This window comes from Kribbella aluminosa (genome assembly GCF_017876295.1).
Taxonomy (GTDB): Bacteria; Actinomycetota; Actinomycetes; order Propionibacteriales; family Kribbellaceae; genus Kribbella; species Kribbella aluminosa.
The window spans coordinates 2,922,339-2,948,444 of record NZ_JAGINT010000002.1; the positions used below are offsets into that span (position 1 = coordinate 2,922,339).

The following is a 26,106-nucleotide window of genomic DNA, read 5'->3' on the forward strand; positions in this document are numbered from 1 at the left end:
TGACGGATCCGCATCGTTCGATAACTCTTGCTATCGAATTCTCTCATCGGAGCGGCCACGGGGCACTCCGCGGAGGACGGGATCAAGGCATGCACAACCCGTCGCCCGGGCGGAACGAGTTGACCTGGGAGCAGGTTCAGGAGCGGTTCGCCTGTCCGCCGTGGCTCGCTGAGGCCCGGTTCGGTATCTGGGTGCACTGGGGATTCAAGGACGTCATCCATGAATGGAAGGCGGCCGAGCTCGACGGCGAGGGGACCTGGTGGGACGGGCTCGATCCGGCCGATCTCTACGGGCCTCCGCCCAGTCGCCTTACCGACGAGTGGATCGCCGGGATGGAGCAGCAGTGGGAGTTGCGGCGCACGCTGATCGAGATGCTGTTCGATATCATCAGCAAGAACGGCAACCTCCTGTTCAACGTCGAGCTGACGCCGGACGGCAAAGTTCCTGACGATCATCGTCCGATCCTCGACGGCCTGGGCGCCTGGATCCGCACACACGCCGAGGCGATCTTCGCGAGTAATCCGTGGCACGTGTACGGAGACAACCAGGCGGCGAACACCGCGGTTCGGACCGTCGACAACGCGGACCTGGCCGGGGCAAAGGAACACACTGACGGGCACTTCAACGAACGGACGCTGGCCGGTGCGCCCTATCCTCACGACGAGGTGCGCTTCACCACCCGGAACAATCATCTGTACGTCTTCGTCCTCAACCCGGAGGCGGGCGAGCTCGTGCTGCCTGCCCTCGGCCCGGACTCACCGCTCGGGCCGGAAGGGCCAGCAGCAGTCCGCCTGATCGGTAGCGAAGCTGTCATCGATCACCATGTCCACGACAACGGGCTGTCGCTCAGGGTCCCGCCGAGTGGGGGAGTCCTTACACCGCAGTCTTCGATCTGATGCTGAGCGCCGGGAAGACGGTCGGTCCCACCTGATGCGGGACACCACGCCAGGTGCCGCAGCCCGTTGCTTCAACCTCATTGTCGCCGTTAGGGAGTCTTGCGTGACCGTCCAATTGGCCTCCGCCTGGAAAGGGTTCCACCACCAATCGACCGACGACGAGGGGTGGACCACTTTCTGGCGACTGGATCCTCGTGGTGAGAACCCTGACCTAGCTCGGTGGCACGGCGCCGACGACCGGGCGAAACGTCCTCCGATGCCGGCGCTCTGGTCGCGGGCCTGTACGCCGGCGGGTGTGCACGGCCGCTGGCGTACTGCGGCGCGTCACCTGCGGCTCGAGATCCGCGGAGACCCGGTGCCTGAGGGCACGATCGGATCGATCGATGTGCTGGTCGACGGCACGTTGCGCTCGCGCCGCCGGGTCGTCGAGGGTGAGCAACTGGTCGAGGTCGATCTGCCCGGGACGAGCTCCGAAATCGACGTCTGGCTGCCACACCTCGGAAAAGCGTCGGTCCGTGACCTCGCCTTCGACGCGCCGGCCGTTCCGCTGCGGCGAGACGGAGTCCGCTGGACGACGTACGGCAGCTCCATCACCCAAAGCGGAGCTGCTCCGGGGCCGTCGGAGACCTGGCCCGCTCTGGTCGCACGGGCGAACAACTGGGAGGCGTTCGCTCTCGGCCTCGGGGGCGAATGCCACCTCGACCCGGTCGCGGCCAGGGCGATCCGGGATACCCCCGCGGATCTCATCTCGCTCTGCATCGGCATCAACATCTACCTCAGCGGGACCTTCAGCGGGCGCACCCTTCCGGGACAGGTCGAGGCCTTTCTGACCACCGTGCGAGGACAACACCCCCGCACACCGATCGTCGTGATCACTCCGCTGGTGGCGCCGCTGCGAGAAGGGCAGCTGAACGCCGTCGATATGACCTTGGATGACGTCCGGTCCTGCGTGTCGCTGGGAGTCGGGTCGCTGGTCGACCGCGGCGATCATGCTCTCCACCTGGTCGACGGACGATCAGTCCTGTCAGCGTCCGACGCGCTCGCGCTATACGGCGACGACGTACATCCGAGCGCCGCGGGCTACCAGCTCATCGCATCGCGGCTGACGCCGAGACTCGCGGGATACCTGTCGACTGGCGGGGCCGGGAAGCCGGTCTGATCGCGCTGTAAGGGCGGAACGAGGAGGAAGAACACGTGAACCAGAAGGTATCCAACTCCCAGCACGAGTCACGCGCGACGCGACTGGAGATCTACGACGGCCCGCTCGGACCTACGACGTTCACAGTGATGACGATGAACCTCTGGGGCTCCAACCACTGGGACGAACGTCGGGAGGGGGTGGCCGCCCTGATGCGGGCTCGCAGGCCAGATGTGCTTTGTGTGCAGGAACTCACGGCCTGGTCGCGGCAAGTGATCGACGAGTCCCTGGTCGGCCACCGGCGGGCAGAGGGGCCGCATCCCGGCTGGGAACGAGCAAGCAACATCTGGTGGCGTGCAGATCTGTTCGAGTGCGAGGGCCAAGGGGTCGAAGACATCGATGAACTCGGGGACCATCGCGGCTTGTTCTGGGTTCGCTTGCGTCCCCTTACCGGGCCCGACCGTGATGTCGTCGTCGCGACGGCGCACCTCACCTGGCAAGGCGATACGGCGGAGCTCCACGACCTGCGTAACCGCCGGGTGCCGCAAGCCCGCCAGATCTGCGAGCATCTGGACCGCCTCGCGGCGGGCGGACCGGTAGTCTTCAGCGCCGACCTCAACGACGTGTCGCCGGCACAGTACGCGATGGCCGGCCGTGGTTTCTGTGACGCATGGGCGGCTCTGGGGCAAGGTATGCCCGCTACATCGCCGGTGCCTGCTTCGCTCAGCTACGGCGGCCTGTGGGATGTGTCGAAACAGCTTGTGCGTGTGGCGACCGGGTTCGACGTGCAGTTCTCAAAGGGCGCTGTCCGGGTACGCGGTGCGGAGGTGGTCGACTTCTACCACCTGGGCCGAGCGGTCTCAGACCACTTCCCGGTGCAGGCCACGTACACCTTGGGCATCTGAACGTTGTTATGCCTACCAAAGCGCCGCACCCTGCCGCGCGCACACCTGGCACGGCATCGATGCAGCCTCTTGACGACCTCGATCAATTACGTAACGATGATGCCTAATCGTATTTAGTAGGTCTAACTACCGAAATCACGCTGAACCCGATCGCGTACGTCGCGGGGAACGCGCGGGACAGGCCGGCACGATCCGCGCGGCACGCTCGGACAGCGTCTGAACACGGTCTCGATCGTGGTGCTCAGTGCGATTGCACCGAACTGCCGGTGCCGCACCGAGGTATCTCAATCGGCACGAGGGACACCGCGAAGCGGAGAGCAATGCCGGTCGGCCTTGCCTCGCTGAGTCGCAGCAACGGATGCGAGGAGACGCGCGACATGCATCTGCGCGAAGGCGCGCGCGGTCTTTCATTCCCACAGAGAGCAAGAGATCGGAGAAGGGCAGTATGAACGTTGAGCGACCGAAAGGCGCCCTCGGATTGAGTCGGCGCAGGTTGTTACAGGGCTCTGTGGCCGCAGCTACCGGACTTGCGTTCGCGGGTGCGATGGCGGATCCATCTGCGGCATCACCACAGCCGTCGGGATTGTCCGTTGGTGATCGTGCGTTCCTCGAACGTGGCTTGCAGCACCTGGCGTGGATCGCCACGCCAAACGCGACGACCGCCACCGGAGCCGCGCTGCCGTATCCCAGTGCAGAGCAGTTCAACGGCTCTGGCTTCACTGGCCCGTGCTACTACACCGCAGGCCCAGATGACATGTACAGCACAGACTACGAACGGCGGTTGGATACGCGCTTGTGGGCCGCCGCACAGTTCCCGGCCGGCCGGCAGCAGCAGGGACAGCCACCGAGCAGCGGCGGGATCGTCGGCCCGCCGCAACCGGGTGAGCAGTTGCTCTCTCCGACGATGCGTGCCGATCGGGACAACTTCTTCTCCGCCTGCTTCGGCGACGAGGAGCGATACTCCGAGGACCTGGTCGGGTGGCTGAAGCAGTACTACGACCTGTTGCGCGAGCAATCTCCGGATACCCTGGTCTACAACAACCAGTGGACCAACGAGTGGACCGACGACCAACTGCGTCACTATATCCAGACCTGTCACCCCGACCTGCTGTCTTGGGACCGGTACTACTTCTCCCGGATCAATCAGTTTTCCAATGGGAGCGTCACTCCTCTCTACGATGGCACCTATCGCTATCGCCGGCTGGCTCGAGAGGGTCTGGACGGCACCGGTGCGTATCCGATCAACTTCGGCCAGTACACCCAGGGCTACACCGGACCCGCGGGACCGTACATCCTGTCGGAGTCGCAGCTGGCAGTGGTGCCGTACGTGAGTTGGGCGATGGGAGCCAAACTCCTCAATCTGTTCCGTTGGACCTGGCAAACCAGTCCCGCCAATGTCTTCTTGCTCAACGACTCCGACGGGCGGTTGACGCCGATCTACGACGTGTACGCCGCACTCAATGCCGAGATGCAGCGGTTCAGCCCGTACCTGGTCCGGTTGCAGACCAATGAGGTCAGCATCAAGCGCGGATCGTATGATCCGGCAGCCCCTAAACCGACGCCGAAGAGTCAGGTCCCGGACTGGACGGCAGGAGCGGATCCGTGCAGCCGGATTTGCGGACTCGACGTGACCAATATCGGTGGGTCCAACGGCGGGCTTCCCGGCGACGTGCTGATCGGCAGCTTCCAGACTTTGCCCGGGCTACGAGCCGCCGAGCGCAATCACTGGGTCGACTCTGATGGTTCGGCGTTCATGCTGGTCAACGCTCTGACCCAACCAAACATCGACTCAACGTCTTCCACCGGCACCGGCGGCCGCAGCATCGACACCCGGCAGCGGATCCGAGTCACGCTGGACCTCGGCGCCGAGGAGTCCCGTCTGGCGCATGGCCTGTATCAGATCGATGGCGGCCACAGTCACGCCGAGCTTGTCCGGCTTCAGCGAGCAGGAGAGTCGAGGTTCACTTTCGACGTCGAACTGGGCGGTGGACGGGGGGCGCTCTTCATCTGGAGTTGATCACCCAGGCGGCGATCGAGCGGGCGACCGGGGTCCGGGAAGGCAAGCGTCAGGTCAAGGACCCTGGCCGCCGCGGTGGCCGTTGATGTGGACGCTCACCACGCAGCGTGCGGGACATCATCGGCATCACGACGGTCCCGCCCGGCACGGCGGCAGCCACAGACCGGTGCGGCATCAAGCACGAGGGGACGTCGAAGCACGCCCAGGATCGAAGCAGAGCGGCGATGCAGCCTCTTGACGACCCCGGTCAAATTACGCAACTCTAGTTAATATTTCTCATTGAGTAGGTCTAGCTACCGAATTCGAGCACCGGATTCGGCACCCGCTGCAACGCGCGGACCGCCGACAGGGAGTTGTGATAGGTGAAGACGCAGGAGCGCTCCGAACCGGTAGCCGCGATGCCACACGACGCCGAGCATCGGTCGCGCGCGACCTCCCGAACGTCGCAGGGCTCAGCCAGAGCGAGCAAGATCCGCGAGCCGCGGTCGGATCGGCTTCTGAACATGGTCTCGATCGTGGTGCTCAGTGCGATTGCGGTCTCGATCGTGTATCCGTTCGTCTACATCGCGAGCGCGTCGTTGAGCGATCCGGACGCGGTGAACTCGGGCCGGGTCGTGCTGTGGCCGGTCGGGTTCAACCTGGATGCCTACTTGGCGATCCTGCACTACCCGGACGTCGTCCGCGGGTTCGTGAACTCGTTGATCTATTCGGGTTCGGTGATGGTTCTCGGTACGGCGATCGTCATCGCCGGCGGGTACGCGCTCTCGCGGGCGGACCTGCCGGGGCGCAGGTTGTTCATGGTTCTCTTCGTCGTCACCATGCTCTTCTCGGGCGGGATGATTCCGCTCTACCTGGTGATCCAGCGGCTGGGGATCCTGAACACGATGTGGGCGATGGTGCTTCCCAGCTGCATGAGTGTCTGGCAGCTGATCATGACCCGGACCTACTTTCAGGTGACGGTGCCGAAGGAGTTGCTCGAGTGCTCCCAGCTCGACGGTGCGACGGACTTCGGCTTCTTCTTCCGGATCGTGGTCCCGCTGGCCAAGCCACTGATCGCGGTGAACTGCCTGTTGTTCGCGGTGGCCACCTGGAACGGATACTTCAACGCGCTGATCTACCTCAATGACCCGCACCTGTACCCGCTGCAGTTGGTGATGCGGAACATCCTGCTGGAGAACAGCTACGACCCGTCCAAGCTCACCAACGTCGACCCGAGCCGGCTCGTCCAGGCGCAACAGTTGGCGGGGAAGCTCAAGTACGCGTTGATCATCATCGCGTCCATTCCACCTCTGGTGGCCTACCCCTTCGTGCAGAAGCACTTTGTCAAGGGCATGATGATCGGCTCGCTGAAAGGCTGACGACGATGGCTGAACCGACGACCAACTTCGTCGACACCCTGCGAGTCGACGACAACGCCCGTCAACGGCGCCGACGGAGGGTCAAACCGCAGTTGCCGTTGGCAACGCGGATCCTTCGGGCGTGGCGTCTCTACGTACTGCTCGCACCGGCGCTGATCTGGGTGCTCGTCTTCTGCTACTGGCCGATGTACGGCGTACAGATCGCGTTCCGGGACTTCTCACCGGCGACCGGACTGACCGGTGGCCCGTGGGTCGGATTCGAGCACTTCACCCGGTTCGTCACCAGCTACCAGTTCGGACTGGTGCTGAAGAACACGCTTATTCTGCACCTGTACGAACTGGCTGTCGGTTTCCCGGCGCCGATCATCCTCGCCCTCGTGCTGAACGCGGTTCGGCAGAAGTACTTCAGCCGGGCGGTGCAGTTGATCACCTACGCGCCGAACTTCATCTCGGTCGTCGTGGTCGTCGGCATCATGGTGATGCTGCTGGATCCGCAGGCCGGCGCGGTCAACAGCCTGGTGAATCTGTTCGGTGCTCCATCGGTCAACTTCATGGGCCAGGCAGGGTGGTTCCGGCACCTCTACGTGTTCTCGGGCGTGTGGCAGACCGCCGGCTTCTCCGCGATCATCTACCTCGCAGCCTTGAGTTCGGTGCCACCGGAACTGCACGAAGCGGCCCGGGTCGACGGTGCGAGCCGGTTGCGCCGGATCTGGCACCTCGATCTGCCCGCGATCCTGCCGATCGCGGTCATCCTGCTGATCCTCAACATCGGAAACATCCTCAACGTCGGCTTCGAGAAGGTGCTGCTGATGCAGAACCCGCTCAATCTCGACGTCTCCCAGGTGATCGGCACCTACGTGTACCAGGTCGGGCTCAAGGCCCCGATTCCGCAGTACTCCTACGCGACGGCCATCGGTCTGTTCAACAGTGTGGTCGGCGTGCTCCTGCTCGTGATCGTCAACCAGATGGCCAGGCGGATCGCCAAGGCCGGACTCTTCTGAGGCATCCCCCGCACCGAAAAAGGACATGGCATGTACAACCCAATGCTCACCCGGCGGCGCATGCTCCGGAATCTCGCCGCGGCGGGCGCTACGGCTGCCGCCGGTGCTGCGGCACTGGCTGCCTGCAGCGGAGGTTCTGGTGCCAAGGCAACAAAGGCCGGCGCGAACTACAAGCCGGGTAGCGCCGGGCTGAAGGTGAAACTCGGCCCCGAGGTCGAGGGCGTGCTATATCCGGATCCGTTCGACTCGCCCAGGGTCAGGACTTTCGAGAGGTTCGCCGACGGCTCGAAGAGCTTCCGCGTGGTCGGCCCCACCTATCCCGGGCTGGACTATGCAACCAACAGCTTTGCGCAGTGGCTGGAGAAGGCGACCGGTGTCAAGGTTCAGTACGACGTCGTGCCGGGGGGAGAGGAGGGGAGGCCGAAGATCAACGCGATGATCAGCTCTGGCAACCTCCCGGACGCATTCCTGAACGGGCTCAACCAGTACTTCACCCGCTCCGAGGTCGCGCTGTACGGCCAGCAGGGACTGTTCATGCCGACAGACCAGCTGATCGACGAGAACTGCCCGGAACACCTGGATCTGTTCAAGTTCCGGCCTGAACTGCGTCCGTACCTCACAGCACCGGACGGCAAGATGTACGGCTTCGGCTACACCAGCGAGTGCTACCACTGCTTCAGCGCAGGTGTCCGGATGTGGGTTGACCAGGAGTGGCTGGACAAGCTCGGCCTGGAGCACCCGAAGACGAGCGACGATCTGCACGCGATGCTGGTTGCATTCCGGGATCGGAATCCCTCCGGCCTCTCCGGCACGATCCCGATGAGCGACGCTCGCCCAAGTGCCATCGGCGGGGCGGACGGCGGCGGCATGATCAACTACCTGCTATCGGCGTTCACCTACCCGGCTGAGAACTACATCGACAAGCAGGGCGACAACCTGCTGTTCACACCCGTGCAGGACAGCTATCGCGAGGGTCTGAAGTGGATCCGGACATTGTTCGCCGAAAAGCTGATCGACCCGAACGCCTTCACCCAGACTCCGGCGCAGCTCAAGGGCAAGCTGATGAATGCCAAGGGGCCGCTGGTCGGCGCGCACTACGCCTACTCGACCGTCGTCGACTTCGATCCGAGTCCCCACAGCATGTTCCACAAGATGGCGCCGTTGGCACCGGTGACCGGTCCGGACGGCAAGGCCTACATCCCGTGGCGGCATGAGCCGTACGCCAGCAATGGACTCGTCATCAGCAGCAAGTGCCAAGACCCGGTCGCGATGGCGCGCTGGGCCGACGCCATGATCGGTGTCTACGGCACACTTTCCCAGTGGCAGGGCCCACAGGGAGGTAAGAACAACACCTTCAGCTGGGCCGCGAAGGGCGACAAGGGTATCGACGGCAGGCAGGCGACCTGGGCGACCAAACAGGTCGATCCGGACCAGAAGAATACCGGATGGTGGAGCTACGGGCCGATCAACAATCTGGTGGACGTCCGGCACAGCCAGTCCGCTGACCCGGCCAAGTCGCTCGAGCCCACGTTGTACCGGTTCGGCAGGTTGTACGAACCGTTTGCCATCAGCAAGGATCGGTACTTCAGCGAGCCGATCTACACGGCCGACCAGGCATCTCAGCTGAGCGAAGTGGAGACCAACCTGGCGAACCACCTTGCGCAGTCGACCGCTCAATTCTGCCTCGGTCAGCTTGACATCAACGACGACGGCGCGTGGCAGCGGTACAAGGAGAAGTTCAAGCAGATCGGCTCGGAGAAGTATCTGCAGATCCAGTCCGATGCGATGAAGGCCTCCAAGTGACCCACGCCGAGGAGCCGGCCCGCTACACCTGGGAGCAGATCCAGCAGAAGTTCACCTGCCCGGCGTGGTTCGCCGAGGCTCGCTTCGGGATCTGGGTCCATTGGGGTGCACAGACTCAGCCTGCTGAAGGCGGCGGCTGGTACGGGCGGCACATGTATATGGAGGACGTCGGTGATCAGACCTGGGGTGCGGACGCGTATTCGTACCACCTGAAGACCTACGGGCACCCGTCGGAGAAGGGGTTCAAGGACGTCATCCACGAGTGGAAGGCGGAGAATCTCGACGCAGACGCCCTGCTCGAGTACTTCGCGGGTCTGGGTGCAAGGTACTTCGTCGCGCTGGCGAACCATCATGACCATTTCGACAACTTCGACTCGACCTATCAGCCCTGGAACTCAGTCAACGTCGGACCGAAACGGGACCTGATCGCGGAGTTCGCGGCGGCCAGCCGCCGGATCGGGATGCCGTTCGGGATCAGCTCGCACGACGACCGCATGCTGATGTTCTACGAACACGCCTTCGGTGCCGACTCGTCCGGCCCCAAGGCAGGCGTGCCGTACGACGGCAACCTGACGGCGGCGGACGGGGCCGGCACCTGGTGGGAGGGGCTTGATCCGGCTGACCTGTACGGGCCGCCACCTGCGCGCCGTACTGCGGACTGGGTTGCCGACATGCAGCACAAGTGGGAACTGCGGCTCAAGGAACTGATCGAGAAGGCCCGCCCGGACATGTTGTGGTTCGACGGGCACGGATTCCCCTACGGCGAGCACGGCAAGGAAGTCTGCCGGGCGTTCTACTCCGGCCGCCTGACCCGAACGGGCGAACTCGACGGGGTGGTCGTCGCGAAGATTCCGGGCGACCGGGCGATCGTGCAGGACGTCGAGCGCGGTGCCGCGGAGGACCTCCAGCCGGACGTGTGGCAGGGCACCTCGACGTTCACCTCGTGGTTCCTCAAGACCGACAAGGCGATCAAGCACGACGCGCGAACCCTGATCGAGATGCTGGTCGACATCGTCAGCAAGAACGGCAACTTCCTGCTCAACGTCGAGCTGACCCCGGACGGCCGGGTGCCCGATGATCACCGGCCGATCCTGGATGGGCTGGGTGAGTGGCTCGCGATCCACGGCGAGGCGATTTTCGCCACCAAGCCGTGGCATGTCTACGGCGACAACCTGGCCTCCGATCGATCCGCCCGAACCGTGGACGAGGCCGATCTCGCCGGGGCGGAGGAGCACCCGTCCGGGCACTTCATCGAGCGCACGCTGGCCAGCCCGCCGTACCCGAGCGACGAGGTCCGTTTCACCACGCGCGACGGACATCTGTACGTCTTCGTGCTCAACCCGCGACCAGGTGAGATCGTTCTGCCCCAGCTCGGTACGGGCTCATCGATCGGGCTGGCCGGACCTGCGGCGGCGAGGTTGATCGGTAGCGACGCACCGGTGCATCACTCGGTCGGCGAGCAGGGACTGTCCCTCGAGATACCGCACAGCCGGCCGAGCCTCTACACAGCTGTTTTCGACCTGACATTCCGTACGACTTAGTGGTCCGCTCCCGACCGAAGGAGAAATCCTACGGCCCAGGAGTACACCGGCGCCGGATTCACCTTGCCGATGTTCTACGATCCGCCGCAGTTCAACGCGCCGCTGATCGCCAGCCTTCCGGCGCATTCGACCTGGGGTCTCGCCAACGCACCGCACGCCGGCCCGATGGACCGGGCTCCGCAGCCCGGCTGAGTACGTCGGGGACGACGGGTGGACCAGGTTTCGTACCGGGCGGTCGACGAACCAGGGCTGGACCACGACCTGGCACTCGACCCGCGTGGTCAAATCTCGACCTGGTCCGCTGGGACCCTGATGACGAGCGGCTGGAGCTGGTTGCGCGAAGCAACGGCTGGGACGCGTCCGCATTTGGTCTGGGCGGTGAGTGCCACCTTGATCTGATTGCGGCCAGGGTTGTCCGGGATGAGCCGGCGAGCTACCTCGGCTCCACCATTTCCGGCCGCAGCCGACAGATGGGAGACCCGGAGGTCAGCTGGTGTGGTTGCGGCGTGCTGACTCGAAGAACTCACTTACGACGGTGGGACCGCCGTGGGCGTCGTCGATACTGTGCGGATGGTGGTCGGCGCCAGGGCGAATGATGCTCGTCGACGGGCCACCGAGGGCGGCGTATCTGGAGACGAGAACCTCTGAGTTCTCCTCCGCGGGAACGACCTGGTCGGAATCGCCGTAGACGACCAGGAGCGGGATCCGGGCTGTGGCGAGCGGGGCGAGCTTGCTGATCGGGCTGGCCGCCGCAAGGGCGTCCGAATCGTCCGGGCCGAAGCCGAACACGTTCAGCATCTCCTGCCATTGCTCTGGTGCGCCGGTGCCCCGGCCGTATCCGTGCGGCCGCCCGCCAGGCCAGCTGCGCAGATCGCACACGGCGTTGTCGAGGTAGATCGCGCTGACGCACTCCGGGTGATCCGACGCCCATGCGATCGCATACAGGCCGCCGCGGCTCAGGGCGATCAGCCCGGGTCGCGGATGGAAGCCGAACTCGTCCACCAGGGTCCGGTACGCCGACCACCAGGCAGCCATCGACACCGGATCGCCGTACCGATCCGGCACGTCGACCTGGACAAGGTGCCACCCTGCGTCCAGTAGGGCTCGGTCGGCGTCGTCGAAGGCACCGAGGAACTCCGCACGCCAGATCCACGGCAATCCGCATGCAGGTGGTGTACCGCTCGAAGGAGTGACGACTCGGACGCAGGTACCTCCGACGGTGGACGCATACATCGGATACCGGTCCTGGTAAGTGCCGGCGGGCGCCATCCCCGGGTCCAAGGACGGCAGATGAGTTGCTTGATCTGACATCTTCCCACTTCCTGTTGCGTCTGTCCGCTAGCCCGTAGAGGGACTGCGATCGCCATCGCTGCCCCAGAGCAGCAGGCGGCCCTGTTCCTTGGCGACGCGCAGACCGCCGGCGAGAGCGGCATCGCGCCAGTCGGTGAAGCGTGGCGCGACGACACGCGAGTCGAGGGGTGAGCAGTCCCGCAGCTGCGCCTCGACCCGCGCGGCGAGATGGGCGCCACCGGCAACGCCGGTCTCGCCGTGCAGGACGAAGAGGCCCGGATCCATGACGGAGGAGATCGCAGCCAGGCCGACCGCGATGCGACGGGCGACCTCGTCGAGGAATGCGTCCGCCTCTGGGGTTTGTCCGCGCATTGCCTGGGTCAGCATCGTCTTGATGGAACGGCTGGTGAGGCCGTACTGCGTTCGGCCGAGGTCGCGCAGTGCGCGGGAGCCGGCCAGAGTCTGGAAGTCGCCACGGAAGCCATCCGGTGCGGACGGGATTCGGTCAACCGGGGGCACCGGCGCACCGGGCACGGGCATGTAGCCGATCTGGCCGGCAGCGCCGCTTGCACCGAGGTACGGGCGGCCGTTGTCGATCACAGTCAAGCCGAGGCCGACTCCCAGCCAGACCAGGGCGTACTGGGTGTCCGGGGGAACGTCCAGGAACTGCTGCTCCGCGAGTGCGACGAGTCGAACCCCGGTCACGAGTTCGACCGGCCCGGCGATCAACTCCCGCAACGGGTCCAACATGCCGGATCGCCATTCCGGCAGGTCCCAGGAGAAGCCGAGATCGCCGGTCGCACGATCGATGATGCCGGGCAGGCCGACGACCGTGTGGACCGGTGTCTCGCCGGACCGTCCGGCTGCGGCGATAACCTCACGGACGAGACCGGCGATCTGCTCAGGCAGGGGAGTGTCGTCCTGTGCACGGCTGAGGGTGTGCCGTGGACCGCCGGCGACGTCGATGACAGTTGCCCACAACTCGTTGTCCCGGACGTCTGCCGCGGCTACCAGATGGTTGCCGGTGCGTAATCCGTACAGAACGGGACGTGGGCCGGGGCGGACGGCCTCGACCTGTCCGAGCTCCTCGATCAGGCCGCTGTCAGTGAGGCGGCGGACGAGATCGATGACGGTTGGCTGAGCCAATCCGGTGATCTCCCGCAGTTGCGTTCGGGTCAGCGGTCCCTGGTCGGCGAGCAGGTCGAGTGCGACCCGGTCGTTGATCTGCCGCGCCATCCGCGGATCGCCGCGTCCGACAGTTCTGGTCATCGTTCCCTCCTTCGGTCTTGACGACACCCTACGCAACATCTGCGCGGAAGTGGGCCAGAGGCGGACGCGTCACACACGTTTGTACGGAACTCCGCCATTGACTAGTAGGATGCCGACTGATTAACTCTCGTCTCGACCGATCGCGAGCGTCAACGGCCTACGACCGACCACGGAGACGAGGAGTTGGGTCATGACTGCGGACTCCAGCACAACGGAAGCCACCGAGTCACCGACCTGGTCGAAGATCCAGCAGAGATTCAGGTGTCCTGCCTGGTTCGTGCATGTCCGGGGAGCGGGAGCCTCCTGCTACCACCAGAAGACGTACGGCCACCTGTCGTCGTGCGGCTTCAAGGATGTGACGCCCGCCTGTGACGACCGGCGTCCGCGCACCGACCGAAGAAGATCTCTCAGAACTGGCGATGGCGCCACCGCGGGCCAGCTCCGGGTGTGCTGAGCTGCGGCGCAACCAGTGTGCGGGAATGGCCGGTTCCCGGCCCATCGGTTGACGATCTGCAGGCCGACGACACGATGCTTTGGCACGACCGGCGGCGTGGTTCGGACCCCGCCGTCATCGCCCCAGCAGGATCCAGCAACTGGAATCAAATTCGTCAAGGAGGACCGCAATGCCCCCTTCGAAAGATGTGAGTCGTCGTACGCTTCTTCAGATTGTCGGCGCCGGTACCGCGGCCGCGGTGACCGGTGTGACGCCGCTACGCGCTATGGCGGGTGCGGCTGCTGATCCGCTGACGCACGCCGACCGGGTGTTCCTCACCTCTGGCCTGCACCATGGATCCTGGAACCGCTCGGGGCCGAGTGACGGCTGGGACCCGACGCCTCAGCGGTACGTCGAGTCCGGCTTCACCGCCCCGACGTTCTACGGTGGCGCCCCGGGCTATGCGTCTGACTTGATGGCAGGCCTGCCCGGCTATCACTGGTCGAGCGCTGGGGACCCTGGCGGCAACGGTGGACTGCACCAGCCGCCGCCCGCCGGTACGCCCATCTTGACGGGCGACCGCGCGCTGAACGCCGATCGGCTGTTCAGCGTCTCCGTCGGTGACGAGAACGACTACACCGCTGAGCATCTGTCGTGGTGGACCGAGTACTTCTCCCGCCTACGCGTCGAAGCCCCCAACGCGATCCTGCACAACAACCAGTGGGGTGGCCAGTGGACCGACGCGCAACTGCGCACGTACATCCAGACCTGTCACCCCGACCTGCTGACATTCGACAACTACTACTTCTGGGGGAATCCGCAGTTCGCGGGTGGCAGCGTCACGCCCCTCTACAATTACACCGCGCGTTACCGGAGTCGTGCGCTGGAAGGTCAGGACGGTGCGGGGACGGCGCCGCTCGCCTTCGGCCAGTACACCTGTGGATTCCGGCTTCCGCTGACTTCCTCGTCGCCGGGCTACGAGCGGAAGTACATCACGTCCGAGTCCCAGCTCAAGGTCGTGTCTGGAGTCACTTGGGCGATGGGTGGGCGCTGGCAGACGCTGTTCCGCTGGGAGCTCGACGCCACCAACCCGCCAGATTGGCCGGAGAGCGACGGGCTGTTCCTCAACTACGCCGACACCACCCCGTCGCCGCAGTTCTACCAGTTCCAGAAGCTGAATGCGGAGATGCGCGCATTCTCGCCGTACCTGGTCCGGCTGCGGACGAAGGCGATCGCGGTACGACGTGGCAAGACAGCTGCCGGAGCCACCAATCCCGCATCGAACGTCGGCGATTTCAGCGCCGCGACCGACGCGGGCAGCTGGGTCAACGACATCACCGCAGTGAACACCGGGATCGCGAACAATCACCAGCCCGGCGACGTGTTCTTTGGTTCGTTCCGCACAGTCCCCGGGCTGACGAGCGCGGAGATCGGAAGCTACCTGCCCGGTCCGGACGCGCGGGCGTTCATGCTGGTCAACGCGCTGACCGCCAGCAACACCGACGGCACCAGCTACACCGGCACAGGCGGACGTGGCGTGGACTGCTCGCAGCGAATCACGGTCACGCTGAACACCGCGAAAGCCGGCAGCTACGTACTCAACCGCGTCAATCGCCTCGATGGAACGCTCGTGCCTGTGCCGTTGACGCAGGTCAGTACCGGCGTACACAGGTTCGACATCGACGTCTGGGGTGGCGACGCACACCTGTTCATCTGGAGCTGACCATGCCTGTCCAGAATCGATCCGTTGACCTAGACCCAGGTTGGCGCGGATATGCCTACGCCGAGACCGACCCGGACCGCTGGACCACGTTCTGGCGGCTCGATCCGCGCCGGGAACCGTTCGAGCTGGCGGATTGGCACTCGTGGCCTCGCAAGGATTGGTCGCATCCCGATGTCCCGCTGTGGGGACGGGCGCGTACGCCCGCGGGCATTTGCGGCCGCTGGGATGTCGACGCTCGCGCCGTGGAGCTCGATGTACGAGCAAGTACTGGGGTCGACGGGTCGATGGGGCAGGTGGACGTCGTCGCCGACGGCGTCATCGTACACCGGCAGCAGATGGAGACCGGCGTACAGCGAGTCCGGGCGGAATTGCCCGAACAAGCCGGGCAGGTGGAGATCTGGCTGCCCCAGCTTGGCGACGCAGCTGTTCGTGGATTGCGTTTCGCGGGGACGGCGACGCCGGCTCCCCTCGACCGTGTCCAGTGGGCGACGTACGGAAGTTCGATCACGCAGTGCGGCGAGGCGGCGGGGCCCGCCGATGCCTGGCCGGCGATCGTGTCGCGACGGCTCGGATGGGGACTGCGCGGGATGGGCTTCGGCGGAGAGTGTCACCTCGATCAGGCTGCCCTGCACGAACTCACCAGCAGGCCGTACGACGTGGTGTCGATGTGTTTGGGGATCAACATCTTCGGCGCCGAGACCTTCAACGGCCGTTCGCTGCCAGGACAAGTCGCGACCTTTGCCGGCGCTGTGGCCCGAGCTCAACCCGACGCCGCGGTCGTCGTGATCACCCCGATCGCAGCGTCGGCTGCGAAAGAGGCCGAGCGCAACGGGGTAGGACTCACCTTGGACGACATCAGGATGTGTGTGCGATTGGGAGTGGAGACAGCCAACCGGACACTCGAGAAGCCGGTGCATCTCATAGCGGGGCCGGACGTCCTCGGTCACGCCGAAACACTTCAATACCTCGGGGATCCTGTCCACCCGAATCCCGCGGGCTACCGGCTGATGGGCGAACGCCTCGCCAAGATTCTGCAGGAAATCGCGGCCTGCTGAACCGCACAAGTGTCTGCTGGGCCGCATCCCGGCCCAGCAGGCGTCATCGAAGCAGGTGTGCGGTCACCACGCGGAGCGTCGCGCCAATCCAGGTCCAGCAGGTCCTGCGCCAGTTGCAGGATGCGAGCGCGCCAGTCCATGAGACCCCAGGAGAATCTGAGATCCCTGGGGCTCGGTCGACGATGCCGGCCAGGCCGATAACACAGTGCACGGCAGGCGGGCCAGGTTCTCATGCTTGGTCAGGCCTCGCGTCAAGGTCCACGGGTTGCTGTTGACTTCGCTGAGCGCGTGCAGCCGGATGTAGTGCGCGGAGACAGGTTTGAAGCGCGCTTCCTGCTCGGCGGAGGTGTTGGTCCAGGTTCCGGACCCGACCAGGGCCACCACAGGTACTGCCGTCCCGACCGGTGTAGGCCTCGTACGTGGCGACGCGGCCGTTGGAAGCGCTCTGGCGTGGCAGGTAGAACAGGCATGACGCGGTTCGGTCGCGGCCGAGGTTGAGCTGGATCTCGTGCGGCATCGGTGCGGCGCTGCCGGACTGCTTGGTGTGCCAGGTTTCCGGGCCGCCGTCGAGGACGTTGGTGGTCGGGGCGTTCTCGACGGCGGTCTCCTCGCTATTCACATAGGCCACCGAGATCTCATCCTGCGGGGGCCGGACCTCCCTCGGGGGTGTATCCGAGGTCGTCGACTGCGAGGTCGTCGATCGACAGGTCGTGCTGGGAGCCGGAGCTGCCGACTCGCTGCACGCCGATCCACGTGCTGTCGTCAGGGTTTGCGGCGAAGGTGGTGGTGAACGTGGTCGGGGTGTGGGCCGCGGCGAATTTGGCTTGTCCGCCTGGGGTGACGAAGGCGTATTCGCCGCCGTTGGAGGCCTCGTAGGCGAGGGTGACCTTGTAGGTGTGGTTGGGCTTGAAGCGCAGGGTCTGCGGCAGTGTGCGGTATATCAGACCGCCGTCGCCGTGGGACTTGAGCGAGTAGTTGCCGTCGATCACGTCATCGATCAGCTGCCCGTTCCAGCCGGCCTGCGTGTACGGCGCGTTCTTCGGCGCCAGGTGCGTCCGACCGTTCGTCGGTCCGCCTCCGGATCCGGCGTAGACGAACGGGCCCCACATCTGGCCGGTTTCGTGCTCGAAGCCGGTGTAGTAGTCGTGGCCTGCCTGATCCGTCGGGCTGGTCGCGACGACCCGGACGTTGGCGAACAAGGACGCGACCGTGCCGCTGTCCGCTGACAGGGTCAGTGTGGCGGTGGTCTGCCCGGCCGGTTCTTGGAACAGGACCTTCATCGGCTGCATGGTGGTGCCGTTGTAGTCGCTGGCTCCGTCGAAGTTCTTGAACGGGGAGCTGTCGGTGTAGTTGGTGACCGCGGTTCCAGCGGCCGGTTTGACCGAGATTCGGGTACGCCGGGAGCTGCTGGGAACCTGAACGTCGGCGGTCACCGCGTAGGTCCGCCCGCCGGTCAACCCGGTCATTTTCTGGGAGACGGTGGTGCCGTCACCCGGCGCGATCTGCAGCACCCTCTGGCCTCTGGTGTTGGTGATCTGCGATGCCTTCGAGCTGTCGCCGCCGATGGTCCAGCCGGACAGGTCACTCGCTTCGAACGAGGGGTTGCTCAGTGGCGTACCATGGCCGAAGTGCGGATCCGGCACCGCGCCGGGGTTGGATTTGTAGACGACGTACGGCGTGTTCGCCTCCGCGGTGATGGTGATCCGCCGGTCGGTGACCGGTAGGTCCTGCACCGGGGTGCGGCCGTTGTCGGTCAGCTTGTACAGCTTCACCGACTTCGGACTGCCCCAACTGTCCGGCAGAGTCCAAGTGGTGGTGCCGCCGGCGGAGTTCCAGTGGTAGAGCTTGGTTTCCTTGGTCTGGCTCCACGGCAACAGGTAGGCGCCGCCGTTGAGGATCAGGTGGCCGTCCTTGGTGATCTGCCGCGTGCCGGTCGCGTTCGACACCGACACACCGTCGGTGAAGGTGACCGTGTCAGGGGTCCACTTCATGATCGGGAAGCCCTGCAGGTATTTGGTCGGCACGTTCGTGGCGAAGGTGGTCTTGATGAAGCCGTTGTAGTCCGTGCCATTGTGCCAGCCTTCCAACAAGGGCAATGTGGCCTTGCCGAGCAGCGGGTCGTTGCCCCAGGTGTCCTTCTGGTGGTTGCCCATGAACCGGGCGATCTGGGAATTGAAAGCGGAGGAGCCGGCCTCGTTGGCCCAGTGCGTCCACGTGGTGTTCAAGGACAGGGCATTGGAGGCTTCGGTGGCGATCCGCCATCCGAGGCCGTTGACCTCGCGGGCGAACTCGTTGCCGACGTATCCGTCGCCCGGATAGGAGTCTATGTAAAGGAAGTCGAGGTTGGGCACTGTGCGCTTCAGCTCGGTCAGCCTGGCCAGCCGCCGGCCGCTCACACCGTCGTAGCGCTTGTCGATGAGGTAGCTCTGGTCCAGCCAGTCCCAGCCAAGTCTTGTTTTGACGTCGATGGCCAGCGCAGGGTCGAAGGCCGGGGAGTTCGGGTACTCCTCGTTGCCCTGCAGGTGCACTCCGATGTTGGCGTTGTACTTGTGCGCGGCGTTGACCAGGGTGTTGAGATCGGCCGCGCCGCCCTGCTTGGTGCCCACCCCCGCGTAGTCCGGGTGGCCGGAGTCGTGGCCTTCGTTCGCATAGCCCTTGAGGATCACCGACTGGCCGAGGCCGTCGGTGTTCAACCAGATCCGCTTGGTCTCGTCCAGCGTCTGCAGGAACGGGTGGGTGGCGGTGGAGGCGAAGTTGAACGGGATCCGCTCCACCGGCTGCTGTGCCACGCTCTGCCAGCCCTGGGGGCTGGTCATGATGTCCCGGGACGCGATCGCGCCGTCCTGCCAGTCGACCTTGCTGTCATCGTTGCGGTCACCGGTGATGACCACCTTGGTGTGGGGCAGCGGCTCGGTCTTGTCGAATGCCGCCTGTCGCGGGTGGTAGAGCCAGTCGCCACTCCACAACCCCAGACGGTTGTAGCCGTCCTTGGCCACCACCTGCTTCATGATCCGGCTGTTCTCGATGGCCGTCGCACCCGAGGGGTCGTCGTACTCGGAGTTCGTCGTGATGGTCGCGGCCAGCTCGGCGTTGTTGACGATGGCGTACATCCAGCCCGTGGGAGCCGGATCGGCCGGCGTGCTCGCGTCCAGGGTGCTGAAGGTGTCGCGGGACTGGTCCATCCGCGCACCGGCGAACGCGGCCCCGCCGTCCGTGCTCCGGACCGACACCAAGTTCTGCTCCGGTATCGACAGCGTGTTCACCGGGTTCGACATAGTGTCCGCGATCTTCGTGACGGCGAAGTCGACTGCGGCCCCCTCGACCTGCACCGTCGCATCGATCTCGACGCCGCCGTAGTCCGGGAACTTCATGACGTAGTCGATGCGGTCCTCGGACAACTCGCTGGTCACGACCGGTGTGTGCGTACTGCCGTTGACCACCACCTGCGTGAGAGGATCCTCGTTGCCATGCATCACACCCCCGCTCGCCTTGTCGGTGTACGAGACCACCTGCGGGAACGTGCGGTCGACGTTCACCTTGAGCGCATTCGAGAAGATCGTCACCGCCGCGGCATCGGCCTGCGCCGAGTGCGGCGCCGACGTCGGCGCGTCGGCGGCCCGCGCCGCGGCGGGCGCCAGCATCGGTGCGAGACCGCCCGCGGCGGTCAGCGTAACGACGGCGGCAGCGCAGACGAATCGCGTCAGCCGAAGCCGCCTCCTGGGTTGTCCCAGCTGTGGGCCGGACGATAGCTGCATCGCAACCTCCGTGATGTCCAGAGCCTGGCGACCGGGCAGGGCCGACGCAGGCCGATCAAGTACGGCGACTGACGCGAACCGATGTGCGTTACTGCTCGAAAATTCATGTTTCCAGGCAGAAACGAATCGATCCGGCTATTGTTGGAACTAACTCGAGCCCGCGTGAACCCCAGAGGTGAAACGGCAGTGAGCGCGAGCAGGCATCTGTCGGAAGACCAGGACGACGCATCAGGGTGTCGGGTCAGATCTTGAGACCACCTTGGCCGACCCCTCGGTAGAAATGGCGTTGCAACAGGCCGAAGACGACGAGAATGGGAACGATCGATACCACCGCGCCGGCCATGACGACTCTCTCGTCGTTTCCGAGTTGGGTGGTGGCCAGCTGTGCCAAGCCGAGCGTGAGCGTGAAGTGCGCGTCCTGGCGCAGTACGAGCAACGGCCAGAGGAACTCATCCCAGCTGGAGATGAACGTCATCAACGCGACAAAGGTCAGCGCACCCTTCGCGGCCGGCAGGAAGACGTGGGTGAAGCGGGTCCACTCGTTGGCGCCGTCGAGAACCGCCGCTTCCTCGAGCTCGTCGGGTACGGCGAGGAACGCCGCCCGCATGACCATGATGTTCACTGGCGTGACAAACATCGGCAGCCAGACGCCGATGAGGTTGTCGATCAGTCCCAACGAGTTCACCATGACGAACAGGGACACCATGATCGCCTCGAACGGGAACATGATCGACGCGATGAGCAGGAGGAAGACCAGCCGGCGGCCGGGCCAATACCGGCGTGACAACGCGTAGCCGCCCAAGGCGCTGAACAGGCACTGCGAGCCGATCGACAGGACCGCGACGAACAAGGTGTTGGCGATGTAGGCAACGACCGGTATCCGATCGAACAATGCCCGGTACGCGCCGAGTGATGGGTGGCGGGGCAGGACGGAGGTGCTGCCGTACAGGTTCTCCCCGGTGCTGCGGAAGGAGGTGACGATCATCCAGAAGAGCGGCAGCACCGTGACTACGAGGATCGTGACGAGCAGCAGGTAGCGCAGTGCGAGCGCGCCGCCGCGCCGCCGGCCCACCGCGACCGCGAAGGTTGTTCCGCGCCATGAACTGCCCGATGTCACCGCGGTCATGAGGTTTCCTCCTTGACGAACGCTCGCCCGAGCAGGGCGACGACGAGGGTCAGCAGGAACAGTCCGACACTGATCGCAGCGCCGTAGCCCGCGTTCCCGTTCACCGGATCCAGACCGGCATCGCGGATCAGGAAGGGTAGGGTCCTGTCTACCCCACCCGGGCCGCCGGTCGGCCCGCCGAGCATGTAGACCTCCGCGAACACCCGCAGCGACCCGATCGCCGCCAGCGTTCCCACCAGCAACATCACTGGCCGGATCGCCGGCAGTATCACGTACCAGACCCGCCGGACGGCGCCTGCTCCATCGATCCTGGCCGCTTCCAGCTGACCTTGATCAACGTTGCCAAGAGCAACTAGATAGAGAACCATGTACCACCCGGCTCCCTTCCACACCGTGACCGCGATGCACGCCAGCAGCAACAGCCACTGGTCGGTGAGGAACGGCAGCGGTCCGTCGATCAGGTGCAGCTTGCCCAGCACTGTGTTCACCAGCCCGCGGTCTTGGAGCAGGAACTGCCAGGCGATGCCCGCGACAACGACTGAGGTGAGCACCGGGACGTAGTAGCCCGTCCGGAACACGCCGACGAACGGCGCTTGCTTCTCCACCAGAAGGGCAAGGAGTAGCGGCAGAACGATCAGCAACGGGGTCGCGATCGCCATATAGCACAAGCTGTTCGTGGTTGCTTGCCAGAACTCCGAGTCGCCGAGCATCTCCCGGTAATTCGCCAGTCCGACGATGCGTCCACCGCCTCCGATCGCGGGCGCATTGGTGAATGACAGGGCGATCGTGTTCAGGAACGGAAACACGGCGAACACCAGCGTTCCGATGAGGCCAGGCAGGAGCCACACATACGGAACCCACCAGCGGCGGAATCTGGCGACGCCTGGCCTCGAGGAGATCGCGCGAACACTCACGTAGCTGATCCCCTAACCGAGCGCCTTGTTGGCTGCGTTCTGAGCGTCCTGCAGGGCCTGCTGCGGCGTCTTCTTGCCTTGCATGGCCAGCTGGATCTGCGGTACTACCTTCGCGGATACGGCGCCGGACCAGTACCAGATGACCGGATCGCTCTTGGAGTTTGCGATCGACTCGCGCTGGATGCTCATGTACTTGCGGAAGGTTGGGTCGTACGACGCGTTGTTCCAGCAATCGGCCGTCGCCGGCAGGTTCGCCATCGGTGGAATCGGCTGGACGCCGTTCTTGGAGCACCAGGCCTCCTGCTCGCCGAGGCTGGTGACGAACTTGGCGAATGCGAGCGCGGTGGCCAGGTTCTTGCTGGTCTTCGATACCGTGATGAACTGTCCGTTGACGAGTGGCCCGCCGAGCTTGTCGTAGTAGAACGGCGCCGGTTCGGTGTTCTTGTACACCTCGGGCGCGTTCTGCTGGATGAAGCGTGGTCCGAGGGCACCCATCACCAGTTGGCCGGCGACGAACGCCTTGGCGGCGTCGGGTGAACCCGAGACGCTGTCGCGTGGAAACGCACCCTCGCTGTAGGCCTTTGCGAGCTTCGTCAGCCACTGCACCGCGACGGGGTCGGAGGCGAACGTGAACTGTGTGTGGTCGTCGTTCATGACTTTGACGCCCTGGAAGACGAACGCGTTCGGTAGCAGGTACTGCGGATTGCCCCAGTCGCCGTAGTAGGCGCCCTTGGCGGTCGTCGCGATCTTGTCCATCGCGGCGAAGTATTCGTCGAAGGTCGTCGGCGGCTTCACCCCGACCTTGCCCGCGAGCGGCTTGTTGATCATCAGAGTCGGCGCCCCGGTGTACCACGGAAGCGCGACGTGCTCGGTCGAGCCCGGTGGTTGCACGGAGGCCCAGTTGCCCTCGGAGTAGTTCTTGGCCACGTCGGGCAGGCGGTCTCCGAGGTCCAATGTGAGGCCGGCGTCGTGCAGGACGCCCACGCCCTGGATGTCCGCGTTGATCACGTCGGGGACCTTGCACACCTTGACGTCCGTGGTCAGGCGGGTGATGTAGTCAGCGCCGCCTGGATCGTCGATCCAGTTGATCTTGACCCCAGGATGCAGGTCCTCGAACCGCTTGATCTGATCGTTGAAGAAGGTGGCGAACGTGCCCTTCAGCCCGAGGGTCTCGAACGTGACCTCGCCCGTCACGTCGCCCGTGATCGGACCCGTTTTCTGGTTCTCGTCGGGGATCGGACAGGCGGCCTTCTTCGGGTCCGCGGCCGACTGGCTCCCGACGACGCCGCCGCTCGTACATGCTGTCAGCGCCAGTGAAGAGATCACGGCGGCTGTGAGGAAACGGGTCTTCGCCATTTCCGACTCCTTGGCTACGTGGAGGCCCGAGCGCCCCTCGACTGTCGGTGGGACGCTATTGAGTAAGGTTCCTACTTGTCAATAGATCGGATCGGTTATCTGTCTGCTGTATCTCCATAGCGCAGACGGTTTACAGGCAATTGACAGATCGGTAGCCTACTAATCAATGATTGTCCGCTTCGTCCGGCGTGAGGTGAGATGAGTCCCGTATCGCGACAGCACCCGAACATCGTGCTCGTGATGACCGACGACCAAGGTGCCTGGGCACTTGGTGCGTCCGGTAATCGCGAGATCATCACTCCGCACCTCGACCAGTTGGCGGCCGAGGGGACCAGGTTCGACCGGTTCTTCTGCGCGTCGCCGGTCTGCTCGCCGGCCCGGGCCAGCTTGTACACAGGTCTGATGCCCTCGGCTCACGGCGTACACGACTGGATCTCAGACCGTCATGTGGGTCCGCGCGGCCAGAACTTCCTCGACGGGCTCGAACTGGTGACCGACGTCCTCGCCAAGCACGGGTATCGCTGTGGACTGGCTGGAAAGTGGCATCTCGGTGCCAACGATGTGCCGCGGCCGGGCTTCGTGCACTGGTTCTCCCACCAGAGTGGAGGCGGCGTGTACACAAACGCCCCGGTCGTTCGTGACGGAGCGCTGGTCGAGCAGCCAGGCTATGTGACGGATGCCTTCACGGCCGACGCCTGTGCTTTCATTCGTCGTGAGGCCGGACGTGACCGGAACGCGCCCTTTTTCCTCGCCCTGAACTACACCGCGCCGCACTCGCCCTGGAAGGACCAGCATCCACGGCGGTTGACCGAGCTCTACGACGACTGCAGGTTCGAGACTGCTCCGCAGGCTCCACAGCATCCATGGGCACGTGTTACGGCGCTCGGCACTCCGGCCGAAGGCGAATCGGATCTGCGCGCCGCACTCGTCGGGTACTACGCATCGATCACCGGTGTTGACGAGGGCGTCGGCCGCGTGCTCGCCGAGCTCGACCGGCTCGGCATTCGCGACGACACGCTCGTCGTTTTCACCAGCGACAACGGCTTCAGCTGCGGCCAGCACGGCTTCTGGGGCAAGGGCAATGGGACGAACCCGCAGAACTTGTACGAGAGCTCGATTCTGGTGCCGTTCATCGTGAACCAGCCCGGCAGGGTGCCGGCTGGTCGCACGGTCCGCGCGCTTGTTTCGGCGTACGACGTGAAGGCGACACTGCTGGAGTACGCCGGTATCGATCATCCCGGCGATCCCCGGTCACCCGGCCGGAGCTTCGTCGACCTGATCGAGGGCAGCGACAGTGGCGCAGAGCGGGAACGCGTGGTCGTTGCCGACGAGTACGGTGGAACTCGCATGATACGGACGGAGCAGTGGAAGTACGTCCGGAGGTTCCCGCTCGGTCCGGACGAGTTGTACGACCTGGCGGCCGACCCGTGGGAACGGCACAATCTCGTCGGTGACCCGTCACAAGCCCGACGAGTCACGCAGCTGGCCGAGGAGTTGGCTCTGTGGTTCGCGAAGCATACCGATCCTCTGCACGACGCCCGGGCGGCGTCGGTCACAGGCTGGGGTCAGGTGGAGTACGACCATGTGCCGGGTGCGTTCAACCAGGGACCAACAGACCGTGTTACGCCCTGACCACCGTGACCAGGTCAGCGGGATCTGAACTGCGTCGGCGATGTTCCGGTGTCGCTGCGGAATCGGCGGGAGAAGTACAGCGGATCGTCGTACCCGACCCGCGTTGCCACCTGCGCGACGGTCAGATCCGTCAGCTCGAGGAGCTCTCGCGCGGCGTCGATACGTAGCCGCTGGACGAAGCTCATCACCGGCATCCCCGTGTGCCGGCGGAAGGTGTGAGCGAAATGGGATGGCGACAGACCCGCGATCCGCGCCAGCGACGCGACCGTGTGCGGCTCAGGCAGACGTGCGCTGACGTACTCGACGACGGCCATCACCTGAGGATCGGACGCGCCCTGGCGAGGATTCTGTCGGCTGCACCACAACAAGGCCTCCTCGACTGCATTGATCGCGAAGGCGGTGGCATGCTGGAGACCTGCGCGGTGGTGACCCACTGCCGCCTCCAACGCGGTAGCCACGCGCTGTGAAATGACCGGTGTCAGGTCCAGCCGTCTGATGCCGGGGGCAACCGTCGGCCAGTCCAGCAGTGTCAGCCACTCGGGCCGTGGCCGCAAATGAACCCACAGAAGATCCCAGGTGCCGGTCTCGGCATGGGTGGCGTAGTCCTGAGGTGTGTTCGGAGCGAAGGTCACGACCGAGTGCGGCGTCAGTGGCGCGTGCCGGCTGTCCTTGCTGGCGAACCGGCCGGCGCCACCGATGGTGTGAATGAGCAACCAGTCCTCGGTGCCGCGAGGCCGGACTGTGCTGTAGCCGGGACCGACGTCCAGGTGTCCAGGCAGCAGGCGATCCACGATCGGAGTGCCGTCGTCTCGGGACTGAGTGCGTCGCACAGCAGAATTGTCCATGCCGACGACTGCCCCGTCCATGGCTGGACATCCTGCTCGGCGGCGACAG

Annotated in this window: 20 protein-coding genes; 12 read left to right on the forward strand and 8 right to left on the reverse strand. The window is 64.9% G+C overall.

The features are described from left to right. The first annotated feature begins 89 nt into the window (after nucleotides 1-89). The 9 genes from JOF29_RS35225 (at nucleotide 90) to JOF29_RS44940 (ending at nucleotide 10,851) form a co-directional block, all read left to right on the forward strand. Nucleotides 90-896: an alpha-L-fucosidase gene (locus JOF29_RS35225; RefSeq protein ID WP_209698678.1), complete on the forward strand. Its 807-nt coding sequence runs from the start codon at nucleotides 90-92 to the stop codon at nucleotides 894-896. Between the two features lie 256 nt (nucleotides 897-1,152). After that, complete coding sequence (locus JOF29_RS35230) at nucleotides 1,153-2,055, forward strand: GDSL-type esterase/lipase family protein (protein ID WP_245359763.1); 903 nt, start codon at nucleotides 1,153-1,155, stop codon at nucleotides 2,053-2,055. 35 nt (nucleotides 2,056-2,090) lie between these two features. After that, nucleotides 2,091-2,939 (forward strand): endonuclease/exonuclease/phosphatase family protein, encoded by an 849-nt coding sequence (locus JOF29_RS35235; protein ID WP_209698680.1) that lies wholly within the window; start codon nucleotides 2,091-2,093, stop codon nucleotides 2,937-2,939. A gap of 445 nt (nucleotides 2,940-3,384) precedes the next feature. After that, nucleotides 3,385-4,956, forward strand: coding sequence for a hypothetical protein (locus JOF29_RS35240; RefSeq protein ID WP_209698681.1), 1,572 nt, complete (start codon nucleotides 3,385-3,387; stop codon nucleotides 4,954-4,956). 362 nt (nucleotides 4,957-5,318) lie between these two features. Beyond that, entirely contained in the window at nucleotides 5,319-6,314 is a 996-nt protein-coding gene (locus JOF29_RS35245) for a carbohydrate ABC transporter permease (RefSeq protein ID WP_307863852.1), read from the forward strand. A gap of 5 nt (nucleotides 6,315-6,319) precedes the next feature. Continuing rightward, nucleotides 6,320-7,315, forward strand: coding sequence for an ABC transporter permease (locus JOF29_RS35250; protein WP_245359765.1), 996 nt, complete (start codon nucleotides 6,320-6,322; stop codon nucleotides 7,313-7,315). 30 nt (nucleotides 7,316-7,345) lie between these two features. Then, nucleotides 7,346-9,118 (forward strand): extracellular solute-binding protein, encoded by a 1,773-nt coding sequence (locus tag JOF29_RS35255; protein ID WP_209698682.1) that lies wholly within the window; start codon nucleotides 7,346-7,348, stop codon nucleotides 9,116-9,118. Next, on the forward strand, nucleotides 9,115-10,659 hold the full coding sequence (locus tag JOF29_RS35260) for an alpha-L-fucosidase (protein WP_209698683.1): 1,545 nt from the start codon (nucleotides 9,115-9,117) through the stop codon (nucleotides 10,657-10,659). The genes JOF29_RS35255 and JOF29_RS35260 overlap by 4 nt, the downstream gene beginning before the upstream one ends. Before the next feature lie 69 nt (nucleotides 10,660-10,728). Further along, nucleotides 10,729-10,851, forward strand: a complete 123-nt coding sequence (locus tag JOF29_RS44940) for a hypothetical protein (protein WP_281067460.1) — start codon at nucleotides 10,729-10,731, stop codon at nucleotides 10,849-10,851. Nucleotides 10,852-11,145: 294 nt separating this feature from the next. Here JOF29_RS44940 and JOF29_RS35265 read toward each other — a convergent pair whose 3' ends face one another. Both JOF29_RS35265 and JOF29_RS35270 read right to left on the reverse strand, forming a co-directional pair. Further along, nucleotides 11,146-11,817: an alpha/beta hydrolase family protein gene (locus JOF29_RS35265; RefSeq protein ID WP_209698684.1), complete on the reverse strand. Its 672-nt coding sequence runs from the start codon at nucleotides 11,815-11,817 to the stop codon at nucleotides 11,146-11,148. Nucleotides 11,818-11,997: 180 nt separating this feature from the next. Further along, nucleotides 11,998-13,218 (reverse strand): ROK family transcriptional regulator, encoded by a 1,221-nt coding sequence (locus tag JOF29_RS35270; RefSeq protein WP_209698685.1) that lies wholly within the window; start codon nucleotides 13,216-13,218, stop codon nucleotides 11,998-12,000. Nucleotides 13,219-13,841: 623 nt separating this feature from the next. Between JOF29_RS35270 and JOF29_RS35275 the strand changes: the two genes are divergently transcribed. Then, on the forward strand, nucleotides 13,842-15,374 hold the full coding sequence (locus JOF29_RS35275) for a hypothetical protein (RefSeq protein WP_209698686.1): 1,533 nt from the start codon (nucleotides 13,842-13,844) through the stop codon (nucleotides 15,372-15,374). A gap of 293 nt (nucleotides 15,375-15,667) precedes the next feature. After that, nucleotides 15,668-16,429 (forward strand): GDSL-type esterase/lipase family protein, encoded by a 762-nt coding sequence (locus JOF29_RS35280; RefSeq protein ID WP_209698687.1) that lies wholly within the window; start codon nucleotides 15,668-15,670, stop codon nucleotides 16,427-16,429. Nucleotides 16,430-16,658: 229 nt separating this feature from the next. On the opposite strand, the gene JOF29_RS46200 is transcribed toward JOF29_RS35280, so the two are convergent. The 5 genes from JOF29_RS46200 to JOF29_RS35305 all read right to left on the reverse strand — a co-directional run bounded on the left by JOF29_RS46200 (nucleotide 16,659) and on the right by JOF29_RS35305 (nucleotide 23,580). Continuing rightward, entirely contained in the window at nucleotides 16,659-17,057 is a 399-nt protein-coding gene (locus JOF29_RS46200; RefSeq protein WP_209698688.1) for a discoidin domain-containing protein, read from the reverse strand. Nucleotides 17,058-17,064: 7 nt separating this feature from the next. Continuing rightward, nucleotides 17,065-20,184, reverse strand: a complete 3,120-nt coding sequence (locus JOF29_RS35290) for an endo-alpha-N-acetylgalactosaminidase family protein (protein ID WP_209698689.1) — start codon at nucleotides 20,182-20,184, stop codon at nucleotides 17,065-17,067. 241 nt (nucleotides 20,185-20,425) lie between these two features. Next, complete coding sequence (locus JOF29_RS35295) at nucleotides 20,426-21,310, reverse strand: carbohydrate ABC transporter permease (protein WP_209698690.1); 885 nt, start codon at nucleotides 21,308-21,310, stop codon at nucleotides 20,426-20,428. Then, a complete protein-coding gene (locus JOF29_RS35300; RefSeq protein WP_209698691.1) occupies nucleotides 21,307-22,158 on the reverse strand; it encodes a carbohydrate ABC transporter permease in 852 nt (283 codons plus the stop codon). The genes JOF29_RS35295 and JOF29_RS35300 overlap by 4 nt, the downstream gene beginning before the upstream one ends. Nucleotides 22,159-22,236: 78 nt before the next feature. After that, on the reverse strand, nucleotides 22,237-23,580 hold the full coding sequence (locus JOF29_RS35305; RefSeq protein ID WP_209698692.1) for an ABC transporter substrate-binding protein: 1,344 nt from the start codon (nucleotides 23,578-23,580) through the stop codon (nucleotides 22,237-22,239). A 198-nt stretch (nucleotides 23,581-23,778) separates the two neighbouring features. Between JOF29_RS35305 and JOF29_RS35310 the strand changes: the two genes are divergently transcribed. Beyond that, nucleotides 23,779-25,212 carry a sulfatase family protein gene (locus JOF29_RS35310; protein ID WP_209698693.1) on the forward strand — a complete coding sequence of 478 codons (1,434 nt, stop codon included), beginning with the start codon at nucleotides 23,779-23,781 and terminating at the stop codon, nucleotides 25,210-25,212. 14 nt (nucleotides 25,213-25,226) lie between these two features. On the opposite strand, the gene JOF29_RS35315 is transcribed toward JOF29_RS35310, so the two are convergent. Then, nucleotides 25,227-26,078 (reverse strand): helix-turn-helix domain-containing protein, encoded by an 852-nt coding sequence (locus JOF29_RS35315; RefSeq protein ID WP_307863853.1) that lies wholly within the window; start codon nucleotides 26,076-26,078, stop codon nucleotides 25,227-25,229. Nucleotides 26,079-26,106: the final 28 nt, after the last annotated feature.